Origin of the sequence: Pseudomonas sp. HN8-3 (assembly GCF_020790195.1) — a bacterium.
GTDB classification, from domain to species: Bacteria; Pseudomonadota; Gammaproteobacteria; order Pseudomonadales; family Pseudomonadaceae; genus Aquipseudomonas; species Aquipseudomonas synxantha_A.
In genome coordinates this window covers 2,594,119-2,610,249 of sequence record NZ_CP086206.1, presented here as the reverse complement: position 1 = coordinate 2,610,249, position 16,131 = coordinate 2,594,119, and the positions used below count along the sequence as shown (strand labels likewise).

Below are 16,131 nucleotides of genomic sequence, written 5' to 3'. Positions count from 1 at the left end.
GGGCATTCAGCCCTTTTTCTTGTAGGCCACGCAGTCGATCTCAACCTTGCAATCAACCATCATATTGGCCTGCACACAAGCCCGCGCCGGGGCGTGCTCGGGGGTGAAGTATTCGCCGAAGACCTTGTTGAAACTCCAGAAGTCCCGTGGATCTTCCAGCCACACGCCCACGCGCACAACATCCTTGAGCTCATAGCCGGCTTCTTCGAGGATCGCCACCACGTTGCGCATGGTCTGCCGGGTTTGCTCGACGATGCCGCCACTGATGATTTCGCCATCCACCGCCGGCACCTGGCCCGACACATACAGCCAGCCATCGGCCTCCACCGCACGTGCGAACGGGCGTGGCTGGCCGCCACCTGCGGTGCTGCCGGTACCGTAACGAGTAATGCTCATAAAAGTTGCTCCTTGTTAAAAACGAATGTTCTTTAAAAATTCCGCCAGTCGCGGCGACTGCGGCCGCTCGAAGATGTCCTTCGCAGTGCCCTGCTCTTCAATGCGGCCCTGGTTCATGAAGACGATCTGGTCGGAAACTTCATAGGCAAAGCGCATTTCGTGGGTGACCAGCAACATGGTCATGCCCTCCTCCGCCAGCCCCTTGATCACGCTGAGCACTTCGCCTACCAGCTCCGGATCGAGGGCCGATGTGACCTCGTCGAACAGCATCAGACTGGGGTTCATGGCAATGGCGCGGGCAATCGCCACGCGCTGTTGCTGACCACCAGACAATTGGCCGGGAAAGTGGTTGCGCCGCTCCAGCAGGCCGACGCGGTCCAGCCACTTTTCGGCCAGGGCCACGGCTTCATCCTTGCCCATCTTCTTGACCTTGAGCAAGCCAAGGGTGACGTTTTGCAGCGCGGTCAGATGCGGGAACAGGTTGAATTGCTGGAACGCCATGCCGGTCATGGCGCGGTGTTGGGCAATCACCCGCTCCGGGTGCCGTACGCGCTTGCCGCCGACCTCGCTGTAGCCAATGGACTCGCCGTCCAGGGTGATCTGCCCGCCCTGGAACTCCTCAAGCAAGTTCACGCAACGCAGCAAGGTGGTCTTGCCCGAGCCGCTGGAGCCGATCAACGTCACCACATTGCCGCGCTGCATCGACAGATCGACACCCTTGAGCACTTCCACCTGGCCGTACTGTTTACGCAGGCCACGAATGTCCAGCAGCGCTGGTTTGGTTTGAGCTTGGTTCATGGCAAGGCCACCCGCTTTTCAATGTAGCGCCCGAATAATTCGATGGCGTAGTTGATGACAAAGAACATGAAACCGGCGAACAGGTAGAACTCCAGGGTCATGAAGGTGCGGGCGATCACCTGCTGGGTGCTGAGCAGCAATTCGGCCACGCCGATCACCGACAGCAAAGTGGACGCCTTGACGATTTCGGTAGAGGAATTGACCCAGGTCGGCAGGATCTGACGCAGGGCCTGGGGCAACAACACATAGCCCAACGACTGGTAAAACGTCAGGCCAATGGCCTTGCCCGCTTCCAGTTGCCCACGGGGAATGGCTTGCAGTGCACCGCGCACGATTTCCGACACGTGGGAGCCACAGAACAGGGTCAACCCGACCGCACCGGCCTGGAATGCACTGATTTTCCAGCCCAGGGCCGGGAGCATGTAGAAACACGCCAACACCAGCACGAACACCGGGGTGCCTCGGATCAGATCGACGTACAGACGAAACGGTGCACGCATCCAGAACTTGCCGTAGGTCAGGATCAACCCGGCGACGATACCGATCAGGGTGCCGAAGATAATCGCCAGTGCCGAGACCGACACACTGGCCTGGAAGCCGGCCCACAGGGTCTCGCGGGCGATCCACAATTCATGCAGCCAACTGGGGGATTCGTACATGCAAACCCTTCCTTAACGACGGATCGCCAGACGCTGCTCCAGGTAACGGAGCAGCATGGCAATCAGGTAACAGGCAGCCACATAGAGCGCGGTCGTAACCAGCCAGGTTTCAATCACCCGGTAGCTTTCAACGTTGATCTTGCGGGCGTAATAGGTCAGCTCCGGCACCGCGATCGCGGCGGCCAGGGACGTGTCCTTGAACAGCGAGATAAAGTTGTTCGACAGCGCCGGCAGCACGTTGCGCAGCATCACCGGCACGGTGATATAGGCGCGAATCCGCCATTCGCCAAGGCCGATCGCCAACCCCGCTTCACGCAAGCCCTTGGGAATATTCAACAGCCCGGCGCGGAATACTTCGGTCAGGTAGGCACCGGCGTACAGCGACAGGGTGACGATGAACGAAGGGATTTTGTCCAGGCGAATCCCCAGGGACGGCAAGGCGAAATAGATCAACAGGATCAACACCAGGATCGGCGTATTGCGCACCACCGTCACGTACACCGAAGCGAGGATGCGCAACGCGCGGTGCCGGGACAGCATGGCGAACGCCATCAGCAGGCCGATCACGCAGCCGATGGCAATCGACAGCAGGGCCAACTGCAGGCCCAGGCCGAGCCCCGCCAGCAAGGTGTCGAAGTCACGCCAGACGGCGGCAAAATTCAACTGATAGTTCATGGTCGGCAATACCTGAGTGAGGCGTGCTCAAGCACGCCCCGGCTGTTCCGGATCATTTGAATTCCACGGGAAAACCGATGGCCGGTTCTGGCAGGTCAACGCCGAACCACTGCTTGAAAGAAGCTTTGTAGGTGGGAAATTCCACACCGGTCATGGCTTCATGCAGCGCGGTGTTGACGAAATTCAGCCAATCCTGGTCGCCACGCTTGACCGCACACGCGTAGGTTTGCGGGCTCCAGGCGTAAGTGGGGCTGCGGTAGCGACCGGGGTTCTGCACCATCAGGTATTTGACCGAGGACTGATCGGTGGCAGCCGCGTCGGCGCGACCGGAGTTCACGGCCTGGTACATCAGGTCGACACTGTCGTACTGGTCGACCTTGGCTTTGGGCAGTGCCTGGTGCACCAGCTCTTCGGCGTACACGTTTTGCAGCACGGCCACGGTCACGTCATCGCCTGCGGCTTGAAGGTCTTCGATTTCCTTGTACTTGCTGTTGTTGGGCAACAGCAGGCCGACACCTTCGCGGTAGTACGGCAAAGTAAAAGCCACCTGCTGCGCACGGCTGGCGGTGACGGTGATGAACTGGCAGCTCATGTCAACCTTGTCCGTCAGCAGGTTGGGAATGCGCGCATCGGATGACTGCACCACAAACTCGACCTTGCTCGGGTCATTGAACAAACCCTTGGCCACCATGCGGCCGATGTCGATATCAAACCCCTGCAATTTGCCATCCGCTCCCTGGAAGTGCCACGGCGCATTGGTACTGCCTGTACCCACGATCAGATGCCCGCGCTTGAGCACATCATCCAGCTTGCTGTCCGCCGCCTGCACCATGCTTGTGAAGGAAGCCGATGCGGCAACAAGAAAAACACACGCTTTGAATACGGAAGGTCGGTGATGCATGACAAGCACTCCAGGGGTTGTGTATTCCGTTATACCGGAACTTGGTATGTAACAACGGAATAGACAGCAGAAAGTGTGCCACAGCCACGGGAGGAAAAATATGCGGTCGGGAAACTCTTTAGGGTTCAGTAAGATAGGTATTGAAGCGCTTAACGGCTTTGCGCCGCCAGCATCGGGTGTTGCTACGCAACGCCCCACAACGGTGTTACTGCGCCCCCATACTGACCGCCTCGGATCGACGCACACCTGTGAAGGTTGACAGTAGACGGTGGTACCCCACCGGCTTAGCGTTGGCAAAAACCAACACAGCCGGAAGGGGATCGACATGGGAGTCGCCACGCGCAGAATTTCCAGCGCCAAAGAGTTCAATCAGGTACTGAACACCCCGCGCCCGGTGTTCATTCTGTTTGTTTCCGAGCACTGCCCTGCCTGTGCGCAAGCAGGCTCCTTATTCGAACAGGCCGCTTGGAAGCATCCCTGGCTAGTCAGTTTGGTACTCGATTGCGCCCATACGCCGAGGCACCCTGATGTGACAGGCACCCCGACGCTACTGATCTACCAGGAGGGAATCGTGGTAGAAAAACTCAAGGGCTTCGGCCCACTTGAAGAGCAAGAGCAGTGCGTAACAGACATCTTCAACCGTTATGACCTGAGCAAGGGCGCAAGTGCACTTGCGTCACTCGACGCTCCTCCACTTCAGCTACCGTCAAACGCCAACCCTCATGTTCCAGGCTATCGCCCACCACCGGCAAACGGTCGAGCAGGCTCATCACCAACCCCGCCAGGGTTTGATAATCCTCGGTCGCCGCAGCCTTGAAGCCCGTGCGCTGACGCACCAGATTGAGGTTCAAGGCACCGTTGGCACGAAAGCCGTCGTTCTGCTCGACGATGTCCGGCCCTTCGATTTCGCTGGCATCGGGCAATTCACCGGCGATGGACTCCAGAATATCGGTCATGCTCAACACGCCCATGAAGTCCCCGAATTCGTTGATCACGAAGGCGATGTGGGTGGACTCCTGGCGCATCTGCTCCAGGGCATTGAGGATCGAAAAGCTCTCCAGCAGGTTGATCGCCCGGCGCGCCAGGTGCTCCAGGTTCGGCTCGTTACCGGCCAGGTACTCCTTGAGCAGTTCCTTCTTGTGCACAAAGCCCAAGGGTTCATCCACCGCACCGTTGCGGATCAGCGGCAAACGCGAGTAGGACGAATGCATCAGCTTCAGGCGGATCGTGTCGGGATCGTCCGCCAGGTCGATGCAGTCAACCTTGGCCCGTGGTGTCATCAGGGTACGAATCGGCCGTTCGGCCAGTTGCAGCACACCGCTGATCATCACCCGCTCACGCCGATCAAACAGCGGGCCCTGCGCCGTATCCGGCTCGCCCAGCAAGTCAGCGACATCTTCACCCACCTCTTCCACCGCCAGGCTGCGGCCACCCAATAAACGCATCACTGCATGGGCCGTACGCTCACGCACCGGCAGCACACCTTGTGCCGATTTCTTGCGACGCGAGCGGGCAATCTGGTTGAACACCTCGATCAGAATCGAGAAACCAATGGCCGCGTACAGGTAGCCCTTGGGAATATGGAAGCCCAAGCCTTCGGCGGTCAGGGCGAAACCGATCATCATCAAGAAGCCCAGGCACAGCATGATGACCGTAGGGTGGGCGTTGACGAAACGGGTCAGCGGCTTGCTCGCCACGATCATCAAACCGATGGACACGATCACCGCGATCATCATCACCGCCAACTCATCGACCATGCCCACTGCGGTAATCACCGCATCGAGGGAGAACACTGCGTCGAGCACCACGATCTGCGCCACGATCGGCCAGAACATCGCATAAGCCACATTGCCCTTGTGCTGGGCCACGTGGCCTTCCAGGCGTTCGTGCAGCTCCATGGTGGCCTTGAACAACAGGAACACACCACCGAACAGCATGATCAGGTCACGGCCGGAAAAGCTCTTGTCGAACACCTCGAACAACGGCTGGGTGAGGGTCACCAACCAGGAAATACTCGCCAACAGGCCCAGACGCATCAGCAACGCCAGGGACAAACCGATCAAACGTGCACGGTCACGCTGCTCCGGCGGCAACTTGTCTGCCAGGATCGCGATAAACACCAGGTTGTCGATACCCAGCACCAGTTCCAGCACAATCAAGGTCGCCAGGCCCAGCCAGGCCGTTGGATCCGCTAACCATTCCATTTATAGAGTCTCTGTATTCAAAGTTTTCAGAATGCCGGACACGGCAATGCGCGGTCAGTGGACCGGGACAAGGTTAGCAGTCGGAATACGGGGTGCTTCAGGGGGAACAGCGACAGTAAGTGTCTTGGGGAAAGACGACTGGGAGGCTCCGAGAGGGTGTTCATGCAAGTCCTGAAATAACAAAAGGACTTGAATCCTACAGCCCAAATACACAATTCCCACATAGCAAAACTATTACAAAACCTGTCTTCCAGCCGATGCAAAACCAATGTGGGAGGGGGCTTGCTCCCGATGGCGGTGTGTCAGTCAATATATAAGCTGGCTGACACACCGCTATCGGGAGCAAGCCCCCTCCCACACAAGCCCCCCATTCCACATTTGGAACGGTGTGGTATCAAGACTTTCGGGTGGCATCATCCAGCGCCAGGATGGTGTGGGCATTGGTGACGGTCGTCGCCAGCGTATTGATCACCCCCGACCGCAACGCCCCCAGCGTCGCCGCGGCCTTGGTGTTTTCACTGGCAATCGCCACCACATCCGGGATGCGGAACAGCTCCTGCACCGTCAACCCGATCACTCGGCCTTGAATGGCGTTGACCGCCGGCTGGCCGTGAATATCGATAAAGTCATAGCCCATCATATCGCCCACCGTGCCGGACAACCGCGCCTGGGCGATTTCCTGGGGCGAGAACCAGCCCATGCGCACCATGTTGCTGTTTTCGCTCATATCACCAATGCCGATCAGGGCAATGTCGGCACGCCGGGCGCGGTCGAGGGTGGAGCGTACCGTGTCGTTATTGATCAACACACCGCGCAGTTCCGGGTTGGCCACCAGCGCCGGGGCGTACAGGCTTTCGCTCTCGCCGCCAAAGCGCAGTGCAAGGCGCCGGCAGATATGGTCGGGGTTCATGTACTCGCCGGCCTTGAGCGAACCACCGATAGCACATACGAACGTGCAGTTGCGCGTCACCGGCAGGAACACGTTATCGGCCACCGCGCCGACGTTACGGCCCATGCCCACGGCGACGATCATGCCATCGCCCAAGGTTTTGTTCAGGTAGTTGGCGACCAGGCTAGCGACTGCCGAGCGCTGGGTGTCGGGGTCGCTATGGTCAACGGCGATCAAGGCGCGGTCGAGCTTGAAGCGCTCCACCAACGCGCGTTCCAGTTCGTTGTTCATCGCCGGGTGCTGCAACACGCGCACCTCGACAATGCCTTCATCTCGCGCACGCTTGAGCAGGCGGCTGACTTTGGCCCGCGACAGGTCAAAGCGCTTGGCAATGGCTTCCTGAGTGACGTTCTCAAGGTAATAGAGCATCGCCACTTCGGTCATTTGATCGATATCGCTGGCCATGCGCTGGGTACTGTCACTCATGGGGACGGGCTTCCGTTTCGGCGTCAAAGGCGCATTCTCCCGACTCTTGCCCCGTGCCGTCCACTACTGATGCCCATCGCGCTCGATTGCGTTGATGCGCTCGACCTTGGCCCCGGAACGCGCCACCTCGAACTCCGAGGCCAGGAACGCCGTGACAATGCTCTTGGCCAGTTCGGCGCCGATCACCCGCGCACCGATGGACAGAATCTGCGCATCGTTGCTCTTGCGCGCCCGCTCCGCCGAATAGGTGTCATGGGCCTGAGCCGCGCGGATACCCAACACCTTGTTGGCCGAGATGGCCATGCCGATGCCGGTGCCGCACACCAGCACACCGAGGCGCTGCTGCCCGGCGCTGATAGCGTTGGCCACAGCCAGCGCGATGTCCGGATAGAGCACCGGCGCGATGGAATGGGTACCGAAGTCAGTGACCGGGTAACCCAGCGCCTCGATATGGCGCTTCAACAGCTCTTTAAGCTCAAAACCCGCTTCATCGCATCCGATAGCCACCGGAAAAGGTGTGTTCATGGCGTCTGGCTCCGCTGCCCTGATCTAGATTAAGACTGATCATATGATCACTCAATGAAATTTCGCTCAGTCATTTCGCGATCATTATGCCCTTCATGTCAAGCGAGATTTAACTGACCTTGCAGTCAAAGCGGGCTAAACAGCCGATATAGTCACTCCAGATGAGAATCAACGCTTTTTAATGAAAGAGATTGACTGATCAGAATTTCATTTGATACACATATGATCACAGCGAAACATGACTGTGCGACCTAATAAGAATTCACAGCACGAGGACACGCCGATGGCCAAGCCATTACTGCTCCAGGCTGAACACGTCGCCAAGGCTTACGCCGGGGTGCCAGCCCTGCGTGACGGACGCCTCTCTCTACGCGCCGGCAGCGTCCACGCCCTGTGCGGCGGCAACGGTGCCGGCAAGTCGACCTTCCTGGGCATCCTGATGGGCATCACCCAGCGTGACGCCGGCAGCATTCTGCTCAACGGCGCACCGGTGCAGTTCAATCGCCCGAGTGAAGCCTTGGCCTCGGGGATCGCGATGATCACCCAGGAGCTCGAACCCATCCCCTACATGACCGTCGCCGAAAACATCTGGCTGGGCCGCGAGCCGCGCCGCGCCGGTTGCATTGTCGACAGCAAGGCCCTGAATCGCCGCACCCGCGAGCTGCTGGAAAGCCTGGAGTTCGACGTCGACGCCACCAGCCCCATGCACCGCTTGAGCGTGGCGCAAATTCAACTGGTGGAAATCGCCAAGGCGTTCAGCCATGACTGCCAGGTGATGATCATGGACGAGCCCACCTCGGCCATCGGCGAGCGCGAGGCAGAAACCCTGTTCAAGGCCATTCGCCGCCTCACTGCACGGGGTGCCGGTATCGTGTATGTGTCCCATCGCTTGAGCGAACTGGCGCAGATCGCCGATGACTACAGCATCTTTCGCGATGGTGCCTTTGTGGAAAGCGGGCGCATGGCCGATATCGACCGCGACCACCTGGTGCGCGGTATTGTCGGCCAGGAACTGACGCGCATCGACCACAAGGTCGGCCGTGAATGCGCCGCCGACACCTGCCTGCAAGTCGACAACCTGAGCCGCAACGGCGAGTTCCACGACATCAGCCTGCAATTGCGCCGTGGCGAAATTCTTGGCATTTACGGGCTGATGGGCTCCGGGCGCAGTGAGTTTCTCAACTGCATCTACGGCCTGACCGTAGCCGATTCCGGCAGCGTCACCCTGCAAGGCAAGCCCATGCCCATCGGACTGCCCAAGGCCACCATCAACGCCGGTATGTCGCTGGTCACCGAAGACCGCAAGGACAGTGGCCTGGTGCTGACCGGCAGCATCCTCTCGAACATCGCGCTGTCGGCCTACAAGCGTTTGTCGAGTTGGTCGCTGATCAATGCGCGCAAGGAAGCCCAACTGGCCGAAGACATGGTCAAGCGCCTGCAGATCAAGACCAGCTCTCTGGACCTGCCGGTGGCGTCCATGAGCGGCGGCAACCAACAAAAAGTCGTGCTCGCCAAATGCCTGTCCACCGAGCCGGTGTGCCTGCTTTGCGACGAACCCACCCGCGGCATCGATGAAGGCGCCAAGCAGGAGATCTACCACCTGCTCGACCAGTTCGTACGGGCCGGCGGCGCCGCCATTGTGGTGTCGTCCGAAGCTCCGGAACTGCTGCACTTGAGTGATCGCATTGCCGTATTCAAGGGCGGCCGGCTGGTGACCATCAGCACCGACACTGCCCTTTCCCAGGAAGCCTTGTTGAGTCTTGCCTCATGAATGCCAAAACCCTTGCCGCCCCTGTCACCACCGCGCCACGCAACCGCTTGCGCCTGTCTCTGGACCGCTTCGGCCTGCCGCTGGTGTTTATCCTGCTGTGCGTGGTGATGGCGTTTTCCAGCGAATACTTCATGACCTGGCGTAACTGGATGGACATCCTGCGCCAGACCTCCATCAACGGCATCCTCGCCGTGGGCATGACCTATGTGATCCTGACCAAGGGCATCGACTTGTCGGTAGGTTCGATCCTGGCCTTTGCCGGATTGTGCAGCGCGATGGTCGCCACCCAGGGCTATGGCCTGTTGGCGGCAGTCAGCGCCGGGATGTTTGCCGGGGCGATGCTTGGCGTGGTCAACGGTTTTATGGTCGCCAACCTGTCGATCCCGCCGTTCGTGGCCACCCTGGGTATGCTCAGCATCGCCCGCGGCATGACCTTTATCCTCAACGACGGCAGCCCGATCACCGACCTGCCCGACGCCTACCTGGCGCTGGGTATCGGCAAGATCGGCCCAGTGGGCGTGCCGATCATTATCTTCGCTGTGGTCGCGCTGATCTTCTGGATGGTGCTGCGCTACACCACCTACGGCCGCTACGTGTACGCGGTAGGCGGCAATGAAAAAAGCGCACGCACCTCCGGCATCGGCGTGCGCAAGGTGATGTTTTCGGTGTACGTGGTTTCGGGCCTGCTCGCCGGATTGGCCGGCGTGGTGTTGTCGGCACGTACCACCTCTGCCCTGCCCCAGGCCGGGGTTTCCTATGAGCTGGACGCGATTGCCGCGGTGGTGATCGGCGGCACCAGCCTGTCGGGCGGTACCGGTAGCATTGTCGGCACCTTGTTCGGGGCGCTGCTGATCGGTGTGATCAACAACGGCCTGAACCTGCTCGGCGTGTCCTCCTATTACCAGCAGGTCGCCAAGGGCCTGATCATCGTGTTCGCAGTACTGATCGACGTGTGGCGCAAGAAAAAACGCTGAAGAACGACCGATAACAATAACTGGAGTTCGACTTATGAAACTGGGTACTACCCTGGCCGCCGCGGCGGCCCTCTCCCTGCTCGCCAGCAGTGTCGCCATGGCAGCCGATGGCAAGACCTACAAGATCGGCGCAGCCGTCTACGGCCTCAAGGGCCAGTTCATGCAGAACTGGGTGCGTGAGCTCAAGGAACATCCGGCCGTCAAGGATGGCACCGTGCAGTTGACCGTATTCGACGGCAACTACGACGCCCTGACCCAGAACAACCAGATCGAAAACATGGTGACCCAACGCTACGACGCGATTCTGTTCGTGCCCATTGATACCAAGGCCGGCGTCGGCACAGTCAAGGCGGCCATGAGCAACGACGTGGTGGTCATCGCCTCCAATACGAAAGTAGCCGATGCCAACGTGCCGTATGTCGGTAACGACGACGTGGAAGGTGGTCGCCTGCAAGCCCAGGCCATGGTCGACAAGCTCAACGGCAAGGGCAACGTGGTGATCATCCAGGGCCCGATTGGCCAGTCGGCGCAGATCGACCGGGAAAAAGGCGAGCTGGAAGTGTTGGGCAAACACCCTGATATCAAGATCATCGAGAAGAAAACCGCCAACTGGGACCGCGCCCAGGCCATGACCCTCACCGAAGACTGGCTCAACGCCCACCCCAAGGGTATCAACGGCGTGATCGCCCAGAACGACGACATGGCCCTCGGCGCTGTGCAGGCCCTGAAGTCCCACGGACTGACCTCCAAAGAGGTACCCGTGACCTCCATCGACGGTATGCCGGATGCGATCCAGGCGGCAAAAAAAGACGAAGTCACCACATTCCTCCAGGACGCCCAGGCCCAATCCCAAGGCGCACTGGACGTGGCCCTGCGCGCCCTGGCCGGTGAGGACTACAAGCCGCAATCGGTGATCTGGAAGCGCTACGCCAAGGACGTGAAATGGGATGACGGCACGGCCAGGAACTACATCCTGCCGTGGGTGCCGGTGACCAATGCCAATGCGGATGCGCTGTACAAGCAAGTCAGCGGCGGCAAGTAGTCAGTGGCTGGAAACACAGTCAACTGTGGGAGCTGGCTTGCCTGCGATGCAGGCACCTGGGTGCATCAGGTAGACCGGGTCGATGCAATCGCAGGCAAGCCAGCTCCCACATTGGACCGCGTTCTACCTTTTGATCTGTAACGGGAGTTATTCATGTCTGGTTTCTGGAACCAAGCCTTCGACCTCAGCGGCCGTTGCGCTGTCATCACCGGTGGCGCCGCCGGCATTGGTCTGGCCTGCGCCAACTTACTGGCGGAACGCGGCGCAAGGGTGGCGCTGCTGGACCGCGACCCGGCCGTGGTCGAGGTGGCCGCCAGCCTGGGTGCCGGGCACCTGGGCATTGCCGTCGACCTCGGCCAGACCGGCCAGATACAACCCGCCATCGACCGCGTATTCACACATTTCCAACGCCTGGATTACCTGATCAACAGCGCAGGCGTGGTGTTGCTGGACAAAGCCATCGAGGTCAGCGAAAGCGCCTGGGACACTACCCTGGACATCAACCTCAAGGCGAGTTTCTTCGTGGCCCAGGCCTGCGCCAGACATATGCTCGCCCAAGGCAGCGGGCGCATCGTCAACCTGGCGTCCCAGGCCGCTGTGATTGGCCTGGACCGTCACGTCGCCTACTGCGCCAGCAAAGCCGCCATCGTCGGCATGACCAAGGTATTGGCCATGGAGTGGGCGCCGCAGGTGAACGTCAATGCCATCTCCCCCACCATCGTCGAAACCGCCCTGGGCAAAAAAGCCTGGGCCGGCGACGTGGGTGAGCGGGCCAAATTGCAGATCCCGGCGGGGCGTTTTGCCCAGCCGGAAGAAATCGCCGGGCTGGCGCTATACCTGCTCAGCGATGCCGCGCAGATGATCACCGGCGCCAACATGGTGATCGACGGCGGCTACAGCATTCAGTAATTCATCTTTATGTCGTGAGGTCTTGTCATGTCCACCGTCACCGAACGCACACCCGAACAACTTGCCCCGAGCATCCCCAAAACCATGCAGGCCGTGGTCTGCCATGGGCCGGAAGACTACCGCCTGGAAACCGTCGACGTACCCACCCCCGGCCCCGACGAGATCCTGACCAAGGTCGAGCTGTGCGGCATTTGCATGGGCGATATCAAGACCTATCGCGGCGCGCCGTCGTTCTGGGGCGATGCCGAGCAACCACGCTACGTAAAACCGCCGATGATTCCCGGGCATGAGTTCGTGTGCCGTGTGGTCGCCCTTGGCCCAGGCGCCGAAAAGCGCGGCGTGGCGGTCGGCGACCGGGTGATTTCCGAACAGATCGTGCCGTGCTGGGGTTGCCGCTTCTGCAACCACGGCCAGTACTGGATGTGCCAGAAGCATGACCTGTATGGCTTCCAGAATAATGTGCAGGGCGCCATGGCCCAGTACATGATTTTCACCAAGGAAGGCATCATCCACAAAGTGCCGGAATCCATCGCGCCCGACGAAGCGATCCTGATCGAGCCGCTGGCCTGCTCGCTGCACGCGGCGGAGCGCGCCAACGTCGACCATGACGACATCGTAGTGGTCGCAGGCGCCGGCACTTTGGGCCTGGGCATTATCGGCGCGGTGCGATTGCGCAACCCGAAAAAACTCATCGTGCTGGACATGAAACCCGAACGCGCCGCCCTCGCCCTGCGCATGGGCGCCGACGAAGTCTGGAACCCGGCAGAGGTCGATGTGCTGGCCAAAATCCGCGAGATCACCGACGGCTACGGTTGCGACATCTACATCGAAGCCACCGGGCACCACAAGGCGGTCAACCAGGGCCTGGCGATGCTGCGCAAGCTGGGGCGCTTCGTCGAGTTCAGCGTGTTCAATGACGAGGCCACTGTCGATTGGTCGATCATTGGCGATCGCAAGGAGCTGGACATCCTCGGCTCGCACCTGGGGCCCTATATGTACCCGAGAGCCATCGACTTTATCGGCAACCGCAAGATCGACATGCGCGATGTGGTGACCCACAAGTTTGCACTGGCGGATTTCAAGGAGGCGTTTGCGGTGATGGAGCGCGGCGATAAATCGCTCAAAGTGGTCCTCGAACCCTGATTGCAGCAACAACGCACAACCCTGTGGGAGCTGGCTTGCCTGCGATGGCGGTGAATCAGATAAAGATTCCCCAACTGACACACCGCCATCGCAGGCAAGCCAGCTCCCACAATGGAGGGGTGTCACCCCTTAGAACAAGAACACAGGAACCCGCGTTATGAATCGAGTCATCAACGATCCCGACCAAGTGGTCGAAGACATGCTGCGCGGCATCCTGGTCGCGCACCCCGAACTACGCCAGTACGAAACCAACCCACGGGTCATCGTCAAGGCCCGGCCCTCCGGTCAGGGTCGGGTCGGCATCGTCACCGGCGGCGGCTCCGGGCATGAGCCGGCGTTCCTCGGCTATGTCGGCCCGGGCCTGGTAGACGCCGTGGCCGTCGGCGAGATTTTCTCCTCGCCCACCGCCAAGAGCTTTTTCGACGCCTTCCGCGCCGCCGACCATGGCGCGGGCGTAGCCTGCCTGTATGGCAACTACGCCGGCGACAATATGAACGTCAAGCTGGCGATGAAAATGGCCGCCAGCAAAGACATGCGCATCCGCACCGTGGTGGCCAACGACGACGTGGCTTCGGCGCCCAAGGCCGATATCGCCAAGCGTCGCGGAGTGGCCGGGGAAATCTTCATGTGGAAGATCGGCGGTGCCGCCGCCGCCCAGCATTACGACCTCGACGGGGTGATTCGCGTCGCGCAGAAGACCGTCGACCACTGCCGCTCGATCGGTATCGGCCTCACGCCCTGCACCATCGCCGCCGTCGGCAAGCCGAACTTCCAGATCCCTGACGGCCAGATGGAACTGGGCATCGGCCATCATGGCGAGCCGGGCATCGAAGTCATTCCGATTGAACCGGCTGCGGCCATGGCCGAGCGCATGCTTGCGCCGATCCTGGCCGACCGCGACTTCAGCCAGGACGACAGTGTGGTGGTGCTGGTCTCGGGCCTTGGCGCCACGCCAGTGATGGAGCTGTACATTTTCTACGCCGAGGTGGAAAAACAACTCAAGGCCAAGGGCTTGAAGATTCACCGTTGCTACGTCGGCAACTACTTCACCTCCCTGGAAATGATGGGTGTGACCCTGACCCTGCTCGGCCTCGACGCCGAGCTGAAAACCCTGATCGACCAACCCTGCCGTTCCATCGGCATGACCCAGGCGGAGTAAACATGAGCCAGCACTTTTCCACCCGTGACGGCAGCGCCATCGTTGCCGACCTGGTCAGCGTCATCGTGGCCAATCGCGAATACCTCAGCGAAGTCGACGGCGCCATTGGCGACGGCGACCACGGCATCAACATGGCCAAGGGCTTCGCCCACTGCGGTCGCACTATCGAGGGCCGCCAACTGAGCCTGGCCCAAGCCCTGGATGAACTGACCCTGAGCCTGATGGAAGGCATCGGCGGCTCCATGGGCCCGCTGTATGGCAGCCTGTTTATTGGCATGGCCGACGAAGTGCGCAATTGTGAAGACATCGACGCCGCGACCTTCGCCCATCTGTTGCGCGGCGGCCTGACCTCACTGCAGGACATCACCGAGGCGGGCGTGGGCGACAAGTGCCTGATGGATACCCTTATTCCTGCAGTAGAGGCGTTTGAACAGGCACATGCATCCGGGGCGTCTTTCAACGATGCGCTGGAGGCGATGAAAACCGCCGCCTCCCAGGGGCGCGATTCGACCAAGGACCTGGTGGCCAAGATCGGCCGCGCCAGTCGCCTGGGCGAGCGCTCTCTCGGGGTGCTGGACGCCGGGGCGGTGTCGTGCTGCCTGATTCTTACGCGCCTGGCCGACTCGGTGCAGCCGCGACTGACTGCTTGACCTGCTGGATATACCGCGCCACCGCCGGCGCTTTTTCAAAACGCCGGTAAATCAACGACAACCACGACGAAGCCTCATTGCCCTGGATATTGCGATACACCACGCCCGGCAGGCTCACATGCCCGACCATCGATGCCGGCACTACCGCAACCCCCTGCCCCAACGACACCAGGGCCACCACCGCCACCAACCCGCCCGGCTGCGCGCCGAGGCGCGGTGCGTAGCCGCCCTGGGCGGCGACATGCAGGGTGCCGCTGATTTGTTCCGGCAAGATAAACGTCTCGTTTTCCAGGTGCTCGCAGGTGATTGCCTTAAGCCCCAGCAGCCAGGAATCATGGGCCAGCGCCAGCACAAAGCCTTCGCTGTCCAGGCGCACCGCCTCCACGCCGTCCGGCAGAGTCATCGGCGAACGGATATAACCGATATCGCAGCGCCCATCTGCCACCGCGCCCGGTAGCGCAGCCATAGCCCATTCGCGCAGGTTCACGTTCACATCGGCAAACGCCTGGCTGAACCCCCGTACCTGGCGCTGCAACAGCCCGCAGTACAGCGCCGAGGCCACGTAGCCCAACTCAATATGCCCGATCTCGCCACGCCCGGCGCGCTGGGCATTGCGCTGGGCGAACTCGAATTGGCGCACGGCGGCTTCGGCCTCGCTCAGCAGCGCGGCACCTGCTTCGGTGAGGCTGACTTCGCGCTGCCGGCGGACAAACAAGCGCGTGCCCAGGCTGGTTTCCATGTCCTGGATTTGCCGGCTCAGGGTCGGCGGCGCAATGCCCAATTGCTCGGCGGCGCGGGTGAAATTGCGCTGCCGGGCCACGGCCAGGAAGTAACGAAAATGGCGGATTTCCATGGCAGTATTAGCTCAAAGGTAATGAAGTACTTCCTGGTGCCTAACAAAAATGTGATTAGCCAGGGATAAGCTCGCAGTACCTGGACACTAGAGAGCC

16 protein-coding genes and 1 pseudogene are annotated in these 16,131 nt (G+C 60.6%); 8 read left to right on the top strand and 9 right to left on the bottom strand.

Translation table 11 applies throughout. The annotated features are described in order from the left end of the window. Positions 1-6: 6 nt before the first annotated feature. Genes LJX92_RS11560 through LJX92_RS11540 form a run of 5 tightly spaced genes read right to left on the bottom strand, consistent with a single transcriptional unit; the run spans position 7 to position 3,429 of the window. Positions 7-396, bottom strand: coding sequence for a RidA family protein (locus tag LJX92_RS11560; RefSeq protein WP_005788829.1), 390 nt, complete (start codon positions 394-396; stop codon positions 7-9). Between the two features lie 15 nt (positions 397-411). Then, the gene (locus LJX92_RS11555) at positions 412-1,194 is read right to left on the bottom strand and encodes an amino acid ABC transporter ATP-binding protein (protein ID WP_103734357.1); all 783 of its coding nucleotides are present in this window, start codon (positions 1,192-1,194) and stop codon (positions 412-414) included. Next, entirely contained in the window at positions 1,191-1,853 is a 663-nt protein-coding gene (locus LJX92_RS11550) for an amino acid ABC transporter permease (RefSeq protein ID WP_032876082.1), read from the bottom strand. The genes LJX92_RS11555 and LJX92_RS11550 overlap by 4 nt, the downstream gene beginning before the upstream one ends. A gap of 12 nt (positions 1,854-1,865) precedes the next feature. Further along, positions 1,866-2,528, bottom strand: coding sequence for an amino acid ABC transporter permease (locus LJX92_RS11545; protein WP_005788836.1), 663 nt, complete (start codon positions 2,526-2,528; stop codon positions 1,866-1,868). A 52-nt stretch (positions 2,529-2,580) separates the two neighbouring features. Continuing rightward, entirely contained in the window at positions 2,581-3,429 is an 849-nt protein-coding gene (locus tag LJX92_RS11540; RefSeq protein ID WP_005788838.1) for a transporter substrate-binding domain-containing protein, read from the bottom strand. 325 nt (positions 3,430-3,754) lie between these two features. Here LJX92_RS11540 and LJX92_RS11535 point away from each other — a divergent pair. After that, positions 3,755-3,979, top strand: a pseudogene (locus LJX92_RS11535) (thioredoxin); the annotation flags it as partial. Positions 3,980-4,064: 85 nt separating this feature from the next. Here LJX92_RS11535 and LJX92_RS11530 read toward each other — a convergent pair. The 3 genes from LJX92_RS11530 to rpiB all read right to left on the bottom strand — a co-directional run bounded on the left by LJX92_RS11530 (position 4,065) and on the right by rpiB (position 7,533). After that, positions 4,065-5,633 (bottom strand): TerC family protein, encoded by a 1,569-nt coding sequence (locus LJX92_RS11530; RefSeq protein WP_228309782.1) that lies wholly within the window; start codon positions 5,631-5,633, stop codon positions 4,065-4,067. A gap of 394 nt (positions 5,634-6,027) precedes the next feature. After that, positions 6,028-7,008 carry a sugar-binding transcriptional regulator gene (locus LJX92_RS11525; protein WP_005788844.1) on the bottom strand — a complete coding sequence of 327 codons (981 nt, stop codon included), beginning with the start codon at positions 7,006-7,008 and terminating at the stop codon, positions 6,028-6,030. Between the two features lie 63 nt (positions 7,009-7,071). Then, positions 7,072-7,533: a ribose 5-phosphate isomerase B gene (rpiB, locus tag LJX92_RS11520; RefSeq protein ID WP_032876090.1), complete on the bottom strand. Its 462-nt coding sequence runs from the start codon at positions 7,531-7,533 to the stop codon at positions 7,072-7,074. A gap of 283 nt (positions 7,534-7,816) precedes the next feature. On the opposite strand from rpiB, the gene LJX92_RS11515 reads away from it, so the two are divergent. The 7 genes from LJX92_RS11515 (at position 7,817) to dhaL (ending at position 15,181) form a co-directional block, all read left to right on the top strand. Continuing rightward, positions 7,817-9,304: a sugar ABC transporter ATP-binding protein gene (locus LJX92_RS11515; protein WP_228309781.1), complete on the top strand. Its 1,488-nt coding sequence runs from the start codon at positions 7,817-7,819 to the stop codon at positions 9,302-9,304. After that, positions 9,301-10,278 (top strand): ABC transporter permease, encoded by a 978-nt coding sequence (locus LJX92_RS11510; RefSeq protein WP_005788849.1) that lies wholly within the window; start codon positions 9,301-9,303, stop codon positions 10,276-10,278. The genes LJX92_RS11515 and LJX92_RS11510 overlap by 4 nt, the downstream gene beginning before the upstream one ends. A 34-nt stretch (positions 10,279-10,312) precedes the next feature. Then, the gene (locus LJX92_RS11505; protein WP_228309780.1) at positions 10,313-11,320 is read left to right on the top strand and encodes a substrate-binding domain-containing protein; all 1,008 of its coding nucleotides are present in this window, start codon (positions 10,313-10,315) and stop codon (positions 11,318-11,320) included. A 153-nt stretch (positions 11,321-11,473) separates the two neighbouring features. Then, complete coding sequence (locus tag LJX92_RS11500; RefSeq protein WP_032876097.1) at positions 11,474-12,229, top strand: SDR family oxidoreductase; 756 nt, start codon at positions 11,474-11,476, stop codon at positions 12,227-12,229. Positions 12,230-12,256: 27 nt separating this feature from the next. After that, on the top strand, positions 12,257-13,372 hold the full coding sequence (locus tag LJX92_RS11495; protein WP_032876099.1) for an MDR/zinc-dependent alcohol dehydrogenase-like family protein: 1,116 nt from the start codon (positions 12,257-12,259) through the stop codon (positions 13,370-13,372). Between the two features lie 157 nt (positions 13,373-13,529). After that, a complete protein-coding gene (locus LJX92_RS11490; RefSeq protein WP_032876100.1) occupies positions 13,530-14,531 on the top strand; it encodes a dihydroxyacetone kinase subunit DhaK in 1,002 nt (333 codons plus the stop codon). Between the two features lie 2 nt (positions 14,532-14,533). Continuing rightward, positions 14,534-15,181, top strand: coding sequence for a dihydroxyacetone kinase subunit DhaL (gene dhaL / locus LJX92_RS11485; protein WP_005788858.1), 648 nt, complete (start codon positions 14,534-14,536; stop codon positions 15,179-15,181). Here the strand turns inward: dhaL and LJX92_RS11480 are convergent. Further along, positions 15,138-16,034 (bottom strand): LysR family transcriptional regulator, encoded by an 897-nt coding sequence (locus LJX92_RS11480; protein WP_078821554.1) that lies wholly within the window; start codon positions 16,032-16,034, stop codon positions 15,138-15,140. The two genes, dhaL and LJX92_RS11480, sit on opposite strands and share 44 nt — an antisense overlap. Between the last annotated feature and the right edge of the window lie 97 nt (positions 16,035-16,131).

What these genes read in the sequence shown, in the direction of transcription:
- LJX92_RS11560 (WP_005788829.1), bottom strand. Translation starts at nt 396, where the DNA reads ATGAGCATTACTCGTTACGGTACCGGCAGCACCGCAGGTGGCGGCCAG.
- LJX92_RS11555 (WP_103734357.1), bottom strand. Translation starts at nt 1,194, where the DNA reads ATGAACCAAGCTCAAACCAAACCAGCGCTGCTGGACATTCGTGGCCTG.
- LJX92_RS11550 (WP_032876082.1), bottom strand. Translation starts at nt 1,853, where the DNA reads ATGTACGAATCCCCCAGTTGGCTGCATGAATTGTGGATCGCCCGCGAG.
- LJX92_RS11545 (WP_005788836.1), bottom strand. Translation starts at nt 2,528, where the DNA reads ATGAACTATCAGTTGAATTTTGCCGCCGTCTGGCGTGACTTCGACACC.
- LJX92_RS11540 (WP_005788838.1), bottom strand. Translation starts at nt 3,429, where the DNA reads ATGCATCACCGACCTTCCGTATTCAAAGCGTGTGTTTTTCTTGTTGCC.
- LJX92_RS11530 (WP_228309782.1), bottom strand. Translation starts at nt 5,633, where the DNA reads ATGGAATGGTTAGCGGATCCAACGGCCTGGCTGGGCCTGGCGACCTTG.
- LJX92_RS11525 (WP_005788844.1), bottom strand. Translation starts at nt 7,008, where the DNA reads ATGAGTGACAGTACCCAGCGCATGGCCAGCGATATCGATCAAATGACC.
- rpiB (WP_032876090.1), bottom strand. Translation starts at nt 7,533, where the DNA reads ATGAACACACCTTTTCCGGTGGCTATCGGATGCGATGAAGCGGGTTTT.
- LJX92_RS11515 (WP_228309781.1), top strand. Translation starts at nt 7,817, where the DNA reads ATGGCCAAGCCATTACTGCTCCAGGCTGAACACGTCGCCAAGGCTTAC.
- LJX92_RS11510 (WP_005788849.1), top strand. Translation starts at nt 9,301, where the DNA reads ATGAATGCCAAAACCCTTGCCGCCCCTGTCACCACCGCGCCACGCAAC.
- LJX92_RS11505 (WP_228309780.1), top strand. Translation starts at nt 10,313, where the DNA reads ATGAAACTGGGTACTACCCTGGCCGCCGCGGCGGCCCTCTCCCTGCTC.
- LJX92_RS11500 (WP_032876097.1), top strand. Translation starts at nt 11,474, where the DNA reads ATGTCTGGTTTCTGGAACCAAGCCTTCGACCTCAGCGGCCGTTGCGCT.
- LJX92_RS11495 (WP_032876099.1), top strand. Translation starts at nt 12,257, where the DNA reads ATGTCCACCGTCACCGAACGCACACCCGAACAACTTGCCCCGAGCATC.
- LJX92_RS11490 (WP_032876100.1), top strand. Translation starts at nt 13,530, where the DNA reads ATGAATCGAGTCATCAACGATCCCGACCAAGTGGTCGAAGACATGCTG.
- dhaL (WP_005788858.1), top strand. Translation starts at nt 14,534, where the DNA reads ATGAGCCAGCACTTTTCCACCCGTGACGGCAGCGCCATCGTTGCCGAC.
- LJX92_RS11480 (WP_078821554.1), bottom strand. Translation starts at nt 16,034, where the DNA reads ATGGAAATCCGCCATTTTCGTTACTTCCTGGCCGTGGCCCGGCAGCGC.